The sequence below is a fragment of the Nonomuraea mangrovi genome (assembly GCF_042681425.1).
Classification (GTDB): domain Bacteria; phylum Actinomycetota; class Actinomycetes; order Streptosporangiales; family Streptosporangiaceae; genus Nonomuraea; species Nonomuraea mangrovi.
This window is the reverse complement of record NZ_JBHUFV010000020.1, coordinates 111,106-127,226: the sequence shown is the minus strand read 5'-3', so window position 1 is coordinate 127,226 and position 16,121 is coordinate 111,106. Positions and strand designations below refer to the sequence as shown.

Sequence of the window (16,121 nt, the reverse complement as noted above, 5' to 3'; positions counted from 1 at the left end):
GCCATCGTCCAAGGTTCAGCCCGGAGGGGTAAGGCCGGTGGGTGAGGCGGCAGGCGCGGAGAGGGAAGAGCGCCCGCCGCCGTCGGAGATGTCAGCAGTTGCCGAACGCCGGGAGGCCGTAGATGCGGAGCGCCAGCCATTCGATGGCCAGCGGCCCACCCTCCACCGCCCCCAGCACGTGACTGCCGGCTGACAGGGAGGCCCAGCGGGTGTTCACGCCGCCGGCGCAGTACTCGGAGCGAAGCGTGGCGCCCACGGCGTGCGGGATCGTCTCGTCCCCCCGCGCGTGGTACAGGAACATGGGCACCTGCGGCAAACGCGCGCCGAGCCGGTTCTCGGTCAGCCGCGCCACCCACTTGGGCTGGTTGAGCAGGTCGATCGGCGACAGGTCGGCGAAGCTCAGCCCGGCGAGCTTGCCGAGGTCGCCCACGCAGTCGTCGGCGGCGTCGGCCATCAGCGCCTTGCCGCGGTCGTTGAGGTCGTTGAACAGGTCGAGCTCGTCGTAGGCCGCGTCTAAGCCGACGCCGGCCGCCGCGCCCAGGCCGAAGTTCGCGGTGCCGTCGAGGTGCTCGGCCACCGCCTTGAGGTCGGCGGGTACCCCGCCGGCGGCGACGCCGCGCAGCCGCAGCTCGGGCGCATACGTCGGCTGAAGTTGTGCCGCCCACGCGGCGGAGGCGCCGCCCTGGGAGTAGCCCATGATGCCGATCGGCGCGCTGGGCGACAGTCCCGACGCGGGCAGCCTGGTGGCGGCTCTGACGGAGTCGAGTACCGCCTGCCCCTGCGAGATGCCGGCCATGTAGGTGTGCTGGCTCGGCGTCCCGAGGCCTTCGTAGTCGGTGATGGCCACCGCGAAGCCCTTGAGCAGGAAGAGGCTGACGAGCGCGAGCTCGGCCTCGCGGCCCTCCCTCATGCTGACGGACGGGGCGCACTGGTCGCCGAGCCCGTGGGTGCCCACGGCGTACCCGATGATGGGCCGCCTGCCTAAGGGGTAGCTCGCCTTGGGCACGAGCAGGGTCCCGGAGACGGCGTTCAGTGAGCCGGTCGCCGAGGTGGAGCGGTAGAGCAGGTGCCAGGCGTTGACAGGCACTTCGAGCAGCTTGCCCGGCAGCAGGTAGACCGTGGTCGGTTGCGCGGAGATGACGTCTCCTGCGGTCACCGAGGCGGCCTTGGCGGGCGTGGGGAGGAGGATGAGCGGGATGAGCAGCGAGAGGAGCACGGACACTCTCATGGCACCGTCCTCTGGGGGATGACCACGCTGTCACGTGGCGGGAACCTGATGGTTACCCGCCAGTAACCTGCTGTCAAGGCCCATGTCAAGGCAGTTCGCCGATGTTGCCCTCCCGGTCCAGGACCGTCTGGGAGCCTGGCCCGCGCGGCATGTCCACAAGGCATGATTTGTTGCCCGATGGCGGAGGAGAGTCGGTTCGTCTGAGTAGGCCTTACTCATGCGGGCGAGCGTGGCCAGGCCGATGCTCGTCAGGAAACCCCCCGATGAGAGGAGGCAAACCCCTTGAAGCGCGCTCTCCTGATGGTGCTCTTGCTGTCCTGTGTGGCTGTTCCCGTTCCTGCACAGGCCTCCGTCCGCTCGGCCGGCCCGGTCGCTCCGCCTCCCGGCAGCGTCGGCCCCTTCCAGATCCGGAACGTCTACAACGACCGATGTCTGGACTCTCCCGCGCAACCAGGCGGCCAGCCCGCCCCCAACGGCACGCGTCTGCAGCTGTGGGACTGCTACGGCCGTGGCCAGTGGAACCAGCAGTGGTATCTGCGCAAGGACCCGCGCTACGACCGGTTCCTGCTGGTCAACGCCTGGGACGGTAAGTGCGTGGATGCCGTGTGGAACGGCGGTAACGGCACATGGGTCGTCGCCTGGGATTGCTACCACCAGTTCAACAACCTCAACCAGCTCTGGTACGTCGGACCGAACGGCAACCCGACAGGCGCCATCTCGGCAGCAGGAGGCCGGGTGCTCGATCCGGTGTGGCAGAACATCGGCAGCAACGGCACCCCGATGCAGCTGTGGGACAACTACAACAGCGCCAGCCAGAAGTGGCGGCTGGTCTACTACTACTAGCGGATTCGCACGCACAGTGGGGAGCGGCTCTTCCGGGTCCTGAAGGGAGCGGAGGAGCCGCGCCGCCACGATGAACGATCAGGCGCCGACTGCCACCGCATGCACGGTGACGCCGGCGGCGTCCTGGCCGGCCGCCAGAACGCCTGTGCCAGGAAGCGTCACCCCCGAGGCGGCCAGGACGTGAACCGTGGTGGACGTCGCGGAGTTGGCAGCGATGCGATGGGAGCGGAAGCCGGCGCTCGCCTCGAGGCCGACCGCCACCACTGGCGGGCCTGTGAAGCCGCCTGACCAGGTGAAGGTCACCCTGCCGCTTGCGTCGGTGATGCGGGTCGCCCGCTCGATCCGCGGGCCCGTCGCGCGCAGGGAGGCCGAGGTGCTCCCGGATCTCTCACCTGCAGATAGGGCCGCAGGGTACGGCCTCGCTGTCGCTGACGATGCCCGAAGCGGTCAGAGCCCCGCCCACTGCATGATCTGTTCGTAGGCGAGGGTGGTGTAGCCGCTGCCGTTGCCGTGCGCTATGGCCGTCCCAGCGGTGCCGGTAGCGGCGAACCGGGCCGCCTCCAGCCGCACTGCGGTGGGCCCGGACACCTGGTGGACGATATCGAGCGGTGTGGTCTGCTGAAGCCACGTTCTAGATGATCTGCGAGCAGATCCGAGGCGCCCTGATCGTCACCCGGGAACCGAGACTGGCGGCTGCGCGCATCCCCTTACCCGTTCACACGCTTCGCGCCCTCAGGACTGGAGGAGGCGACCCGACTGTGCACGTCCAGGGCGCCGTGGCCGGCTGCCGGGAGAGCGGCTGCGCGTGAAGGGCGACGTCGACGCCGGTTGATCGGCTGAGGAGTCCGCCTCAGGAGACGGTTCCCGTCCCGAACGCCCAGGGGTCGGCCTCGCACTCGGCGATGAAGTCGCCGGGAAAGCCGAGTTCGAACGTCGACGCCGACTCCAGCCGGCGGACCGCCTCCTCGGGCAGGACCACGTCGACCGCGCCGAGGTTGTCGGTGAGCTGCTTGAGGTCTCTGGCGCCGACGATCGGATGCACGGCGGCGGACCTGGCGCGGGTCCAGGCGATCGCTACCTGCGCGGGGGTCGCGCCGAGATCGAGGGCTACCTCCTGGACGGCGCGCGCCACGTCGTGGTCGCGCGGGGTCAGCGTGCCGGGGTCGACGCGGGTGCCGCCGGGCGGGGCGTTGTGGCCGGTGGAGGTGAACTTGCCCGACAGGACGCCTCCGGCCAGCGGCCCCCAGGCGGCCACGCTCATGCCGTACGCCTCGGCCATCGGCAGCAGCTCGCGCTCGACGTCCCTTCTGAGCAGGTTGTACGGCACCTGCAAGCCCGCGAACGGTGTCCAGCCTCGCCACTCCGCCAGGGTGTTGGCCCGGCTGACCAGCCACGCCGGGGCGTCGGAGATGCCCACGTAGAGGATCTTGCCCGCGCGTACGGCGTCGTCGAGTGCCCGCATCGTCTCCTCGACGGGGGTGTGGCGGTCCCAGATGTGCACCCAGTAGAGGTCGATGTAGTCGGTGCGCAGCCGGCGCAGGCTCCGCTCCAGGGACAGGACGAGGTTCTTGCGGTGGTTGCCCGCGGCGTTCGGGTCGCCCTGGTCGCGTGAGAGCGTGTACTTGGTGGCGAGGACGAAGCGGTCGCGTCGTCCGGTGAGGAGTTCGCCGACGATGTCCTCGCTCTGGCCGTAGGCGGAGGCGGTGTCGATGACGTTGCCTCCGGCGTCGGCGTAGGCCTCCAGCATGGCGCGGTGCTCCGGCACGGCCCCGCCGCGTTCGTAGAAGGTCATCGCTCCGAAGAAGAGCTCCGAGACGCGCAGGCCGGTTCTGCCCAGCAGGTGGTAACGCACGTTGGGGGTTCCTCTCTTGCCGTTGTCAGGCGACCGCGCGGGCGGTCAGTTCGAAGGCGCCTGTGCCGATCCCCCACGTCAGGATGCGGCGCGGGCGGATCAGGATCCAGGCAGGCTCGAAGGGGAACGGCGCGTCCAGGCGCTCCCCCACCTGCTCGCCGCCTTCGGTGTGCGTCTCGGCGTGGCCGCGGATCTCGATGCCGCGCGGCGTCCACGGGTCGACGGCCGCCAGGTCGTCGACGACGAACGCCACGTCGGGGTGGCTTCGCGCGTCGCGGAACTTCTTGCTGCCCGCCATGTCCGAACCGGCGACCCCGCCGATCACGAGGCCGCCGGAGGCGGGGTCGTAGATGACCCCCACCGGCCTGACCGAAGGCCTGCCGTCCGGGCCGACCGTGGCCAGGCGGCCCAGCGGCTGGCTGGTCAGGTACGCCACTTCGTCGTCGGTGAATGCGCTCATGGATCCGAGCCTGCCCGGCTGGGGGCCGGTGGAGGAAGGCCGCCGTGAGGCTGGCCCTGCGGGGGCCAGGCTCACGGCGTGCGAACTAGACTCCGAGCGTGGGAGACAACGAACTGGGCGCGTTCCTGCGTGCCAGGCGCGAGAGCATCACGCCCGTCGCCGTGGGGCTCCCCGACGGGCCGCGCCGCCGTACGCCCGGGCTGCGGCGCGCCGAGTTGGCCACGCTGGCGGGGGTCAGCGTGGAGTACCTCACCCGGCTGGAGCAGGGGCGTGACCGCCGTCCTTCTCCCGAGATCTTGGCCGCGCTCGGCGACGCGCTGCGCCTGTCCGGCGAGGAGCGGGTTCACCTGCACCGGCTGGTCAAGGCGAGCAGCGGTGGTGTCTGCCAGGAGGGCGGGCGGCCCGTGCGCGAGGTGCGTCCGACCGTGCGGGCGCTGCTCGACCGGCTGGAGCCGGCGCCGGCGGTGGTGGTCGACCGGGTCGGGGAGCTGCTGGCCTGGACGGCAGGGTTCGAGCGGCTCGCGGGCCCTGTGGGGTTGCTGGAGGGCTCTGCTCCCGTTCTGTCCCGTTTCGTCTTCACTGATGCCCGCGCGCTGTCGGCCTTCCCCGAATGGGAGCGGGTGGCCGACGAGCGCGCCGCCGAGGTGCGGGCCGCGGCCTCCCTCGGTGACGTCCACGCGCGACGCCTGGCCGACGAGTTGACCGCTGTGGCGGGCGCCCGGTTCCGCGGCAGGTTCGAGGCGTCGGCGGCGCTGCCGTCACGCACGGGCGTCGAGCGGTGGTCGCACCCCGAGGCGGGGGAGCTGGCGCTGGCCTACGAGAGCATGGAGCTGGCGGACAGCGACGAGCAGCGCCTGGTGGTGTACCTGGCGGCCGACGAGGCCACGGCGGCGGCGCTGGATTCCTTGGCCCGTGCTCTGGGTGCCTGCCCTCGCTGACCTGCGGACAGGCGTGGTCGCCCGTCCCGGCTGGCAGGGGCGTGCTCAGTCGGCCGGGTGGCCGGGCGGGGCGGCCGGGCGTGCGCGCACCCGGGCCTTGTCACCGTGCTTGCCGAAGATGTGGAGGATCTCGACGGGGTGGTCGCCGCCGGGGCCGAACCAGTGCGGCTCGGCCGTGTCGAACTCGGCCACCTCGCCGGGACGGAGCGTGAGCTCGCGCTCCCCGACAACGAGCAGCAGTTCCCCTGCGAGGACGAAGAGCCACTCGTAGCCGGCGTGGGTGACGAGCCTGCGAGGGCAGGGCGCGATCACCTGCTTGAAGACCTGGAGGCGGCCCGGGTATTGCGTCAGAGGCACAAGGACGCTCCCTTTGCGTCGCCGCAGTGGGGTCAGGTGAACTCGTGGGTCGCCGGTCGCCGGGGCGGCGATGAGCTGATCGAGCGCGACGCGGTGTGCTCGCGCGAGCGGTATGAGCAGCTCGAGGGTCGGGCGTCTCTTGCCGGACTCGATCCGGGACAGGCCGCTGACCGAGATGCCGGTTTCCGCCGACAGCGCTTCGAGGGTCATGCCGCGGTCGCGGCGCAGTGAGCGCAGCCGGGGTCCGATGGCGGCGAGGACCTGCTCCAGTTCGACATCCACGCCTACCAGTGTGGCCTGCCGGACGGGTTCTTTGCAGTTTCCGCAAAATCCCTACCCGTTGGGCGGCCTGCGCCCCGACATTGCTCCTGCGGGCCTCGATCCCACGAGCGCCCGCCAAGCACCACGAAGGAGCAACCATGGATTCCGAACCCTCCGCGCGCAGACGTCGGACGGTGCTGGCGATCTGCTGTCTGAGCCTGTTCCTGGTCGGACTGGACACGACGATCGTGAACGTCGGTCTGCCATCGATAGGCGCCGGCCTGCGGGTGGGCACCCGCGGTCTGGAGTGGACGGTCGACGCGTACACGCTCGTGCTGGCCAGCCTGCTGATCTCCTCCGGTGCGCTGGCCGACCGCATCGGACGGCGACGCGTGTTCCGGCTCGGGCTGGTCGTCTTCGGCGCCGCGTCCGTGGCGTGCGCGCTCGCGCCGAACGTCGGCGTGCTGGTCGCGGCGCGCGTGGCGCAAGGGGTCGGCGCCTCGATGCTCAGCCCGGTGGCGCTCGCGATCGTCGTCAACGTGATCACTGAGCCGAAGGAACGGGCGCGCGCGATCGGCGTCTGGGCGGCCGTCTTCGGCGTCAGCATGGCCGCCGGGCCGCTCGTGGGCGGCGCTCTGGTCTCGGGGGCCGGCTGGCGGTCGATCTTCTGGATCAACGTGCCGGTCGTCGCCGTGGCGCTGGCACTGACCGCGCTCTTCGTCCCGGAGTCGCGCGCACAGCGACCGCGTCGGCTCGACGGCCCGGGGCAGCTGCTGCTGACCGTGATGGTCGGCTGCTCGGTCGCCGTACTGATCGAGGGAGCGCACATCGGGTGGGACTCGCCCGTGATGGTCGCCGGCTACGTCGTCATCGTCGCCGCCACGGCCGCCTTCGGGCTGGTGGAGTCGCGACGGGCCGAGCCGCTGGTGGATCCTCGGCTGTTCGGCCGGCCGCCGTTCGCCGCCGCCGTCGTGGGCGCGGCCGTGGTGTTCATCGCCCTCAACGCGACCCTCCTGCTCAACACCCTCTACCTCCAGCACGCCAGAGGCATGAGCCCGATGGACGTGGGGGTGGTCACGCTCCCGATGGCGATCGCCGCGACCGTGTGCGCGCCGCTTTCCGGGGTGCTCGTCGGGCGTTACGGCCCGCGCCCGCCGCTGGGGCTCGCCGGAGGCTTCCTCACCGCGGGCGGCCTCTGCCTCGTGATCGTCGGCGACCACACCGACGTCCGGCTGCTGTCGGCGGCCTACCTGCTCGTCGGCATCGGGTTCGGGTTCGCGAACGCGCCGATCACCAACACCGCGGTCAGCGGCCTGCCCCCCGCCCGTGCCGGCGTCGCCGGCGGGATCACCTCCACCGCCCGCCAGCTCGGCTCAGCCTTCGGCATCGCCATCGCAGGCAGCCTCCTCGCCCACACGCCACCCGCGCACCTCGCCCAGGCACTGCGTCCCGGCTGGCTCCTGGTCGCCGGCTGCGGGCTGCTCGTCCTTGCCGTGACCCTCCTGGTCCCGGCTACCGGCGCGGACCGGGCGCCGCGAACGGGCGCGGAGCCGGGCGGTAGGCGGGCCGAGCAGGTGCCGGCGGGAGAACGGCCGGGTGGGGGCTGACGACCGGTCCGTCGGTACCGGCGCCTTCGATACCGCCGCGCACGCCCCGTTCTCCACCACCCGGGAGTATGAAGATCAACCACTCTGCCGAACCTGCATCGTGCCAGCTCACAGCACTCGCAAAGAACCTCTCAGCTACCTGCATGCTCACTGGTTCCACCACTTACGCTGGTCACCACACCCCCCCACATCACTCCCGTGAGCTTGGGCGACAGTCTTGTGGATCACCCCCGGCACATGTTCTGCGAACCGGACACACGGATGCGCGAAACGAAGCACGTAAGGGGAGGCCATGTACAGCAAGGACGTTGCTCAGGCGGGGACGGCCGTCGTCGGGCGGACGGCAGGCGCACGCAAAACGCGAGGCGGAGCCGGGACGATCGCAGGCCGGGCGGTGACAGCCGTGCTCACGGCTGTGGTCACGGCTGTGGTCACGGCTGTGACGGCCGTCGGGATGTCGGCGGTGCCGGCCGGGGCGGTGGTCCCGGGCGTCAACGGGAAGATCGCCTTTGCCAGTGACCGGGACGGCAACGCGGAGATCTACACGATGAACGCCGACGGCAGCGCGCAGACCAACCTCACCGACAACCCCGCCGGCGACGTCGACCCGGTGTGGTCCCCGAACGCGGCCAGGGTGGCCTTCTCCTCCAATCGGGACGGCAACGCGGAGATCTACGCGATGAACGCCGACGGCAGCATGCAGACGCGCCTGACCAACAACGCCGCGAGCGAGTTCAATCCGGCGTGGTCCCCGGACGGCACGAAGATCGCCTTCCGTAGCGACCGGGACGGCAACCTCGAGGTGTATGCGATGAACGCCGACGGCAGCGCGCAGACCAACCTCTCCGCCAACGCCGCGAGCGACTTCGACCCGTCATGGTCGCCGGACGGCACGAAGATCGCCTTCACGAGTAGCAGGGACGGCAACCTGGAGGTGTACGTGATGAACGCCGATGGCAGCGCGCAGACGCGCCTGACCAACAACGCCGCGATCGACTTCGAGCCGGCGTGGTCCCCGGACGGCACGAAGATCGCCTTCCGTAGCGACCGGGACGGCAACGGGGAGATCTTCGTGATGAACGCCGACGGCAGCGGGCCGGTCAACCTCACCGACAACCCCGCGGGCGAGAGCATGCCGGCGTGGTCACCGGACGGGACCAAGATCGCCTTCTTCAGCAACAGGGACGGCAACGGGGAGATCTACTCGATGAACGCCGACGGCAGCGGGCCGGTCAACCTCACCGACAACCCCGCCGACGACCGCGAGCCCGACTGGGGCGTCGCACCGCCGGTCGTCTGCACGATCACCGGGACAGCCGGGAACAACCTGCTGGTCGGCACCTCCGGTAACGACGTCATCTGCGGCCTGGGCGGCAACGACATCCTGAGCGGCGGAGGCGGCAACGACACTCTGCTCGGGGGCCTGGGTGACGACGCCCTGGACGGCGGCACCGGCAACGACACCCTCGACGGCGGCGCCGGCAACGACTTCCTGAGCGGCGGCCCCGGCGACGACAATCTCAGCGGCGGTGCGGGCAACGACTTCCTGAGCGGCGGCCCCGGCGACGACACGCTCGACGGTGGTGCCGGCATCAACGTCAACAACGGTGGACTCGGCATCGACTCCTGCACCAATCCCGCCAGCGGCGCGGGTTGCCCCTGACGCCCTAGCATCCAGCTCTCAACCTCGTGCCACCGGCATGCGTCACGTGCGCGAGGTTGAGAGGTAGGACGCGGATCCGCGTCAGCGGCAGCGAGGGCGTGCCCGCGGGTTCGCGGGTGCCGCGATCGAGGCGCCCGCGGGCGGGGCGAAGCCGCGGGGGCGGAAGATCACGCCGTGGACGGCCCGGCGTGCCGCTGACGGGCGGCGGGTCTAGGTGACGGCCCGCAGCGCGAGGTCGAGCAGGACGCGGGCGTCGTCGGCGGGCCGCTGCTCGACCACGTGCTCCAGCCACAGCGCCGAGACGGTCGTGTAGAGCAGCCGCACCCGGGTCTCGGATGCGGGCAGTTCGAGGGCCTCGGCGATGACGGCGACGCAGCCGTCGGTCCAGCGGCGGGCGATCTGCTGCAGCACGGGGTCGCGACCGGCGTGCACGTACAGCTCCCACAGGGCCAGCTGCCGCATGCGGTCGGCTTCGACCACCTCCTCCAGGACGGCGCGCAGCCCGTGAGTGCTCACCCATTGGCGGGTGGTGGCCAGCTCGGAGTCGACGAGCAGGCCGAACGCCTCGGCCAGCAGCTGGTCGCGGGAGGTGAAGTAGTAGGTGGTGGCCGCCAGCGGCAGGGCCGCGCGCTGGGCGACCGCGCGGTGGGTGACCGCGGCGAACCCTCCCTCGGTGAGCAGCTCGACGGCCGCCGCCAGCAGCGCCGCCCTGCGCCTGCGGGCGCGGGTCTGCTGCGGCTGGCCCGGCTCCGGCCGTTCCGGTTCCTCATCCGGTACGACCGGCCGTCCCGCCCGGCCGGTCAATGGCCACCGGCCAGGTTGAGCACGACCACCCCGCCGATGATGAGCAGGATCCCGGCGACCTTGACCAAGGTCAGGCTCTCGCCGAGGAACAGGGCGCCGATGAGCGCGATGGCCGCGGTGCCCACACCGGACCAGACGGCGTAGGCGGTGCCGACGTCCATGTGCATCTTCAGCACCTGGGCCAGCAGGACGAAGGAGGCGATGTAGCCGGCCGCCACGACGACGCTCCAGCCGAGGTGGCTGAAGCCGTTGCTGAGTTTGAGTGCGGAGGTCGCCACGACCTCTGTCGCGATCGCGCCGAAGAGCAGCAGCCAGGCCATGAGCGAACCTTCCATGAATTGGGACGACCGTACCAGTTTAGTGATTGGCCTGCCGCGACGACCAGGGGGCGGCCTTGAGACGAGCGGCAGGCGCCGAAGGCCCGCCCGTGTCCTTGTGCCGTTCTGCTTGAAACGGGTGTCGAATGCGTGTTCTATGGGTCTGTGGCTTGGGACGCGCTTCCGCTCGTGGACGTCGCAGACGAGCGCCCCGCGATAGAGCGGCGTGCCGTCGTGCGCGGCGGGTTCTACGAGACGCAGGCCCGAACGATGATCGAAAAGGTGCCTCCGACCTCGGGGGTCACCGAACGGTGGGCGGTCAGCCCCTACCGGGGGTGCGCGCACGCCTGCCGCGGCTGCGGGGCCAGGCGCGCGCACCGTTCGCTCGGCCTGGACGCCGGGCGCGACTTCGACACCAGGATCGTGGTCAAGGCCAACGCCGCCGTGCGGCTGCGGGCCGAGCTGGCCCGCTGGCGGGGCGAGCCGGTCGCGATCGGCGTGACGGGCGACTGCTACCAGGAGGCCGAGGCCACCTACCGGCTGATGCCCGGCATGGTCGCGGCGCTGGCGGAGGCGGGCGTCGCCTTCACCGTCTACACCAAGAGCCCGCTGGTGCTGCGCGATGCCGGGATCCTGGCCGCCGCCGGGGCGCGGGTGGCGGTGTCGATCGCGTTCGTCGACGAGAAGATCCGCCGGGCGGTCGAGCCCGGCGCGCCGACCGCGCAGCGGCGTCTGGAGTTGGTGGCGGCGTTGTGCGAGGCGGGGGTGGACTGCCAGGTGCTGATGTCGCCGGTGCTGCCGCTGCTGAGCGACGCGGCCGACCAGCTGGCCGCCACCGTGCGGCGCATCGCCTCGGCGGGGGCCTCGGGGGTGCGGCCGGTGGTGCTGCGCCTGCCGTACGGCACGCGGCAGTGGTACCTGTCGTGGCTGGAGCAGGCCCATCCCGCGCTGGTGGAGCGCTACGCCGAGCTGTACGACAAGGCGGGGATGCCTTCGCCGGGTTACGAGGAGCGCATCACCGGGCAGATCGCGCAGCTGGCCCGCTCCTACGGCATGCACTGCGGTCCCACCCCCGCTCCGGCGGGCAGGCCGCCGCAGGCCGACCAGCTCGCCCTGGTCTGAGGCCTGCGCGAGCACGCGCCGAGCCGGCCGTATCCGGTCGGCCGCGGTTGCTGGCGTGACGGCTGATGTCACATTCCGGGCCGGGCGTCGCTCTCATGAGGTGACACCCGCCCCGAAGGGACCGACGTTGGACGCGACGAAGATCTTCCTCGACCATCGCGAGCTGCTGTTCTCGCTCGTCTACAACCTGCTGGGCACGGTCGCCGACACCGAGGACGTGCTGCAGGAGACGTGGCTCGCCTGGGCGCCGAGGAGCCGTCAGGGCGAGCCGATCGCCAACCCGCGCGCCTACCTGGTGCGGGTGGCGGTCAACGCCGCGCTGGCCCGCAGGGTGAGCATCAGCCGCCGCAAGGAGGACTACGTCGGCCCCTGGCTGCCCGAGCCGCTGGTCTCCCCCGTCCAGGCGGGCGAGTCCGATCCGGCCGTGCGGGCCGAGTCGGTGTCGATGGCGCTGATAGTGGTGCTGGAGACGCTCACGCCGCTGGAGCGGGCGGTGTTCGTGCTGCACGAGGTGTTCGGCTACGCCCACACCGAGATCGCGCCGATCCTGGAGCGCAGCCCCTCGGCGATCAGGCAGCTGGCGCACAGGGCCAGGGAGCACGTGCAGGCCCGCCGCCCCCGCCACCGGCCCGATCCGGCTCTCAGGCGGCAGGTCACCGAACGGTTCCTCGCCGCGGTGACGGGCGGCGACCTCGGCGCCCTCATGGCTGTGCTGGCGCCGGAGGTGACGCTCTGGGCCGACGGCGGCGGCAAGGCCAGGGCCGCCGGAGCGCGCCCCGTCCACGGCAGGGACAGGGTCGCGCAACTGATCATCGGCGACTCCAGGCGGCGGCCGGTGCCCGACCTCGGGGTACGGCTGGTGCGGGTCAACGGGGAGCTGTCGGCGTTGCTGATGTCGGGCGGCTCGCCGTTCGCGGTGATCGTGCTGGAGCTGAGCGCGGACGGCGGGCAGGTGTGCGGCGTCTACGCCGTGACCAACCCCGACAAGCTGGCCAGGATCGGCGGTTGAGCTCGGCGCCGGTAGCGCGGCAGGACGGTGCGCCCGTCGAAGGTGCGCGTCTCCACCAGGGTCAGGCGCAGGCGCTGCGCGGGTGGCAGGATCAGCCGGAGCCCTCCGCCTTGGGGGTGGCGCGCCACAGCGGCGCGAAGGCCAGGGCGTGCTCGTCGGCGGTGGAGGGGCCGCGCAACGCCGCGCTCCCCTGTCCGAGGTGCCCTTTCGCCGGTAGGTCGGATCCGGGGGCGGCTTCTCGACCAGCCGGTCGTAGGATTCCGGGATGAAAATTCGCAAAGGTGGGCCGGACGACGTGGCGGCGGTGCTGGCGATGTTCGACAGTGCGATCGAGTGGCTGGTGTCGCAGGGGCGGACCGGGCAGTGGGGCAGCGAGCCCTTCTCCGCCAGTGCCAAGCGCGTGGAGATGGTGAACGGATGGGCCGGGGGTGAGGGGATGCGCATCGCCGAGCTCGACGGCAGGCCGGCCGGGTGCATGACGCTCGGCGAACCTGTCGCCTACGTGGCCGCAGCGCCCGAGCCCGAGGTGTACGTCCAGGGGCTGGTCATCGACCAGCGCTTCCACGGGCGCGCGGTGGGCAGGGCGCTGCTGGATCAGGCGGTGGCCGAGGCCGCCGAGCAGGGTGTGGACCTGGTGCGGGTGGACTGCTACGCCGGTGATGACGGGCGGTTGGTGCGTTACTACGAAAGCTGTGGGTTCCGCCGTACCGAGGAGTTCAAGGTCGGCGAGTGGCCCGGTCAGGTGCTCGAGCGCAGGGTCTCGGCCGGCTCGAACGCCTGAGGCGGCTCCACCGCGGCCTGCTCGGGCACAGAGTGCTCGGGCAGGGTGTGCTCGGGCAGGGAGTGCTCGGAGGCGGGCTGCTCCAGCCGTACGCCGCGCAGCGTGAGGACCGCCACTGCGGCCAGCGCCGCGAACAGCGCCGCGCACACCCACGCGGCGGCGTTCAGGCCGGTGGTGAAGGCCTCGGCCGCGACGGCGAAGCGGGCGGGCGCTTCGGCGAGCAGGTTCGCGGCGGCGGCGATGCCCTCCCTGGCCGCCTCGGGGAAGCTGTCGGGTAGTTGCCCGCGGTAGACGGCGGTGGCCAGGGAGCCGAGGGCTGCCAGGCCGAGCGCGATGCCGAACTCGCCGCCGGTCTCGGTGACGGCCGCGGCCGAGCCCGCCTTCTCCTGTGGGGCGGCCGACATCACCATGCCGTTGCCGACGCCCATCGGCATCGCGATGCCGGCGGAGGCCAGCACCAGCCCCGCCACGACCAGAGGCAGGCCGCCGACCGCGTCGGCCTGGGTGTGCAGGAGGAAGCCCGCGGTGCCGAGCAGCAGTCCGGTGGCGATGACGTAGGCGGGGCGGATCCTGCGGGCGACCAGCGGCGCCAGCGACATGCTGGCGATCATGGCGATGTTCTGCGGGATCAGCCACAGGCCCGCCTCCAGGGGTGACAGGCCGGCCACCAGCTGCAGGTACAGGGTCGACAGCAGGGTGGTGCCCGCCATGACCACGCCGCCGACCGTCATGATCGTCATGGTGATGGTGAAGACGCGGTTGCCGAACAGGCGCAGGTCCAGCAGCGGGTGCGGCAGGTGGCGCTGGCGGCGGACGAAGCCGGTGCCGAAGGCGAGCCCGGCCGCGACGGCCAGCGCGGGCGCGGCGTGCCAGCCGTTCCTGGCCACCTCCTTCAGGCCCCAGATGAGCGGCAGGATGGCGGCCAGCGACAGCGCGACGCTGGTCAGGTCGAGCCGCCCGGCCTGCGGGGCGCGGTACTCGGGCAGCACCAGCGGGCCCGCGATCAGCAGCAGCGCCATGAACGGCACGCCGAGCAGGAACGCCGAGCCCCACCAGAAGTGCTGCAGCAGCAGGCCGCCGACCAGCGGGCCGAGCGCCAGACCCGCCATGAAGCAGGAGAACCACAGCCCGATGGCGGCGCTCATCTGCTTGGGGTCGGGGAACATGGTGCGCAGCAGCGCCATGGTGGAGGGCATGAGGGTGGCGCCCGCGATGCCGAGCAGGGCGCGGGTGAGGATGAGCATCTCGGCGCTGGTGGAGTAGGCGGCCAGCACGGAGGCGACGCCGAAGGCCGCGGCGCCGATCATGAGGAGCTTGCGGCGGCCGATCCTGTCGCCGAGGGTCCCCATGGTGACGAGGAACCCGGCGAGCATGAACGAGTAGACGTCCATGATCCACAGCTGCTGGGCGGCGTCGGCGCCGAGATCGGCGCTGAGCTGCGGCAGGGCGAGATAGAGGACGCTGACGTCGAGTGACAGCAGCAGGGCGACGGAGGCGAGCACGGCCAGGCCGATCCATTGGCGGTTCATGGCCTCACCGTCCCACCGACAAATATAATTGTCAAGACGCCTGTGGCTGTCCGCGAACGCGGCGTGAGACCGGCGCCGCCCCGGGGACCGAGATGGTGCCGCCGCCCGACGTCGATGCCGACGGTGAGATGCGGGCGCTGCCGGCATCACGGATTGCCACCGTGTCGGGCTTCCTCAAGACACTGACCACGTTGATCGATTTCGGTGCCAACGCCGAGAGCACGCGGCCTGGTGCTCAACTGCGTCACGCGCGGGCAGAGGGCCGGACGGGCGCGGGATCTCGGTGCGTCCTGGCGCAGCATCTGATCCGTCCGCGCTGGCCGTGAGCCGGACCAGGACAACCGGAGCACCGTGGTGGTGAAAGGCGTCAGCCGGTTCGACCGCACAGGCCACCACCTCACAGCCGGTGTAGGGGATGGTGGGGAGGCCGACGACGAGGTTCTGCAGGTCGATGAGGACCGATGCGGTCGTGGTGTCGGGCATGAGTGAGCCCCCTTTCTGAGGATGTCGTCCGAAGATTCCGAGGGTGAGGCTCGGGGTGCCCTTGTTCTCGGGGCCCCGGGGTGGTGGAGTTCCGAGAACAAGGGCAAGGTCGGCTCAGGGCTGGGTGTCGAGCCACTCCTGGAAGGTGGGTCCGGCGAGCTTGGCGTGCGGGCTGGGCAGGAACCCGCCGTTGGCGGCGATCTCGGCATCGGGTATGCCGGACCCGTCGACGCCGACGACCTTGATGCCTCGGCGGGCGCCGAGGAACTGGGCCGCCTCGGCCATGATCTCCTTTCGAGGTCCGGCAATCTCGGGGATCGGTGTTCCTGGGGCGGCGGGGGCGGTGGCCAGCTCGACCAGCTCCTCGGCCACGGTGCGGCAGGCCACGAGCTGGGTGGGCAGGGCCGGGAGGTAGGCGACGTCGCCCTGCTGCCAGTCCAGGAGCTGGCCGACGAACTCGTGGAACTGCGCGGCCCGCAGGATGCGGACGGGGAGCAGGCCGGACAGGAGGAGTTCCTCGTGCACCTTCTTGGCGGCCAGGAAACCGGCGGTGGCCTTGTCGGCGCCGATGATGGACGCCATGGCGATCCGGGCGACCCCCGCCTTCCGGCCGGCCTCATGCAGATTGCGGGCCGACGTACGGAAGAACTCCGTCGCGGCGTCCTGGTCGGAGGAGTGCCAGGAGGCGACGTCGATGATGACCTCGACCCCGGTGAGGGCCTCGGCGAGGCCCTCACCGGTGATGATGTCCACGCCGGTGGCGCGGGACATCGGCACGACCTGGTGCCCCCGCTCGGTCAGGACGTCGACGACGTGACGTCCCAGCCGCCCGGTCGCTCCCGCCACCGCGAACGTGGTGATGCTCAT

Annotated in this window: 18 protein-coding genes; 8 read left to right on the top strand and 10 right to left on the bottom strand. The window is 71.4% G+C overall.

The genetic code is table 11. The features are described 5' to 3' along the window. Window positions 1–91: 91 nt before the first annotated feature. Complete coding sequence (locus ACFSKW_RS12920) at window positions 92–1,228, bottom strand: lipase family protein (RefSeq protein ID WP_379572438.1); 1,137 nt, start codon at window positions 1,226–1,228, stop codon at window positions 92–94. 282 nt (window positions 1,229–1,510) lie between these two features. Between ACFSKW_RS12920 and ACFSKW_RS12915 the strand changes: the two genes are divergently transcribed. Beyond that, a complete protein-coding gene (locus tag ACFSKW_RS12915) occupies window positions 1,511–2,071 on the top strand; it encodes an RICIN domain-containing protein (RefSeq protein WP_379572437.1) in 561 nt (186 codons plus the stop codon). A 78-nt stretch (window positions 2,072–2,149) separates the two neighbouring features. On the opposite strand, the gene ACFSKW_RS12910 is transcribed toward ACFSKW_RS12915, so the two are convergent. The 4 genes from ACFSKW_RS12910 to ACFSKW_RS12895 form a co-directional block, all read right to left on the bottom strand. Beyond that, on the bottom strand, window positions 2,150–2,374 hold the full coding sequence (locus ACFSKW_RS12910; RefSeq protein WP_379572436.1) for a hypothetical protein: 225 nt from the start codon (window positions 2,372–2,374) through the stop codon (window positions 2,150–2,152). 144 nt (window positions 2,375–2,518) lie between these two features. Continuing rightward, window positions 2,519–2,659: a hypothetical protein gene (locus tag ACFSKW_RS12905; RefSeq protein WP_379572435.1), complete on the bottom strand. Its 141-nt coding sequence runs from the start codon at window positions 2,657–2,659 to the stop codon at window positions 2,519–2,521. A 262-nt stretch (window positions 2,660–2,921) separates the two neighbouring features. Further along, window positions 2,922–3,923 carry an aldo/keto reductase gene (locus ACFSKW_RS12900; RefSeq protein WP_379572434.1) on the bottom strand — a complete coding sequence of 334 codons (1,002 nt, stop codon included), beginning with the start codon at window positions 3,921–3,923 and terminating at the stop codon, window positions 2,922–2,924. A 25-nt stretch (window positions 3,924–3,948) separates the two neighbouring features. Next, window positions 3,949–4,383, bottom strand: a complete 435-nt coding sequence (locus tag ACFSKW_RS12895; protein ID WP_379572433.1) for a PPOX class F420-dependent oxidoreductase — start codon at window positions 4,381–4,383, stop codon at window positions 3,949–3,951. Window positions 4,384–4,481: 98 nt separating this feature from the next. Between ACFSKW_RS12895 and ACFSKW_RS12890 the strand changes: the two genes are divergently transcribed. After that, a complete protein-coding gene (locus ACFSKW_RS12890; protein WP_379572432.1) occupies window positions 4,482–5,321 on the top strand; it encodes a helix-turn-helix transcriptional regulator in 840 nt (279 codons plus the stop codon). 45 nt (window positions 5,322–5,366) lie between these two features. On the opposite strand, the gene ACFSKW_RS12885 is transcribed toward ACFSKW_RS12890, so the two are convergent. Continuing rightward, window positions 5,367–5,960, bottom strand: a complete 594-nt coding sequence (locus ACFSKW_RS12885; RefSeq protein ID WP_379572431.1) for a helix-turn-helix domain-containing protein — start codon at window positions 5,958–5,960, stop codon at window positions 5,367–5,369. A gap of 137 nt (window positions 5,961–6,097) precedes the next feature. Between ACFSKW_RS12885 and ACFSKW_RS12880 the strand changes: the two genes are divergently transcribed. Beyond that, a complete protein-coding gene (locus ACFSKW_RS12880; RefSeq protein ID WP_379572430.1) occupies window positions 6,098–7,546 on the top strand; it encodes an MFS transporter in 1,449 nt (482 codons plus the stop codon). Window positions 7,547–7,838: 292 nt separating this feature from the next. After that, window positions 7,839–9,209 (top strand): DUF5050 domain-containing protein, encoded by a 1,371-nt coding sequence (locus ACFSKW_RS12875; protein WP_379572429.1) that lies wholly within the window; start codon window positions 7,839–7,841, stop codon window positions 9,207–9,209. Window positions 9,210–9,419: 210 nt separating this feature from the next. Here ACFSKW_RS12875 and ACFSKW_RS12870 read toward each other — a convergent pair whose 3' ends face one another. Together ACFSKW_RS12870 and ACFSKW_RS12865 are read right to left on the bottom strand one after the other, a co-directional pair. Continuing rightward, entirely contained in the window at window positions 9,420–10,013 is a 594-nt protein-coding gene (locus tag ACFSKW_RS12870) for a TetR/AcrR family transcriptional regulator (RefSeq protein WP_379572428.1), read from the bottom strand. Then, window positions 10,010–10,333 carry a DMT family transporter gene (locus ACFSKW_RS12865; RefSeq protein ID WP_379572427.1) on the bottom strand — a complete coding sequence of 108 codons (324 nt, stop codon included), beginning with the start codon at window positions 10,331–10,333 and terminating at the stop codon, window positions 10,010–10,012. Before ACFSKW_RS12865 ends, ACFSKW_RS12870 begins: the two co-directional genes overlap by 4 nt. Before the next feature lie 186 nt (window positions 10,334–10,519). On the opposite strand from ACFSKW_RS12865, the gene ACFSKW_RS12860 reads away from it, so the two are divergent. From ACFSKW_RS12860 to ACFSKW_RS12850, 3 genes are all read left to right on the top strand, one after another. Further along, window positions 10,520–11,452, top strand: a complete 933-nt coding sequence (locus ACFSKW_RS12860) for a radical SAM protein (RefSeq protein ID WP_379572426.1) — start codon at window positions 10,520–10,522, stop codon at window positions 11,450–11,452. A gap of 127 nt (window positions 11,453–11,579) precedes the next feature. Further along, window positions 11,580–12,461: an RNA polymerase sigma factor SigJ gene (gene sigJ / locus ACFSKW_RS12855; protein WP_379572425.1), complete on the top strand. Its 882-nt coding sequence runs from the start codon at window positions 11,580–11,582 to the stop codon at window positions 12,459–12,461. Between the two features lie 265 nt (window positions 12,462–12,726). Continuing rightward, a complete protein-coding gene (locus ACFSKW_RS12850; protein WP_379572424.1) occupies window positions 12,727–13,242 on the top strand; it encodes a GNAT family N-acetyltransferase in 516 nt (171 codons plus the stop codon). Here the strand turns inward: ACFSKW_RS12850 and ACFSKW_RS12845 are convergent. Continuing rightward, window positions 13,200–14,771 (bottom strand): MFS transporter, encoded by a 1,572-nt coding sequence (locus ACFSKW_RS12845; protein ID WP_379572423.1) that lies wholly within the window; start codon window positions 14,769–14,771, stop codon window positions 13,200–13,202. The two genes, ACFSKW_RS12850 and ACFSKW_RS12845, sit on opposite strands and share 43 nt — an antisense overlap. A 92-nt stretch (window positions 14,772–14,863) precedes the next feature. On the opposite strand from ACFSKW_RS12845, the gene ACFSKW_RS12840 reads away from it, so the two are divergent. Further along, the gene (locus ACFSKW_RS12840; protein WP_379572422.1) at window positions 14,864–15,097 is read left to right on the top strand and encodes a hypothetical protein; all 234 of its coding nucleotides are present in this window, start codon (window positions 14,864–14,866) and stop codon (window positions 15,095–15,097) included. 271 nt (window positions 15,098–15,368) lie between these two features. On the opposite strand, the gene ACFSKW_RS12835 is transcribed toward ACFSKW_RS12840, so the two are convergent. Further along, entirely contained in the window at window positions 15,369–16,121 is a 753-nt protein-coding gene (locus tag ACFSKW_RS12835) for an SDR family oxidoreductase (RefSeq protein ID WP_379572421.1), read from the bottom strand.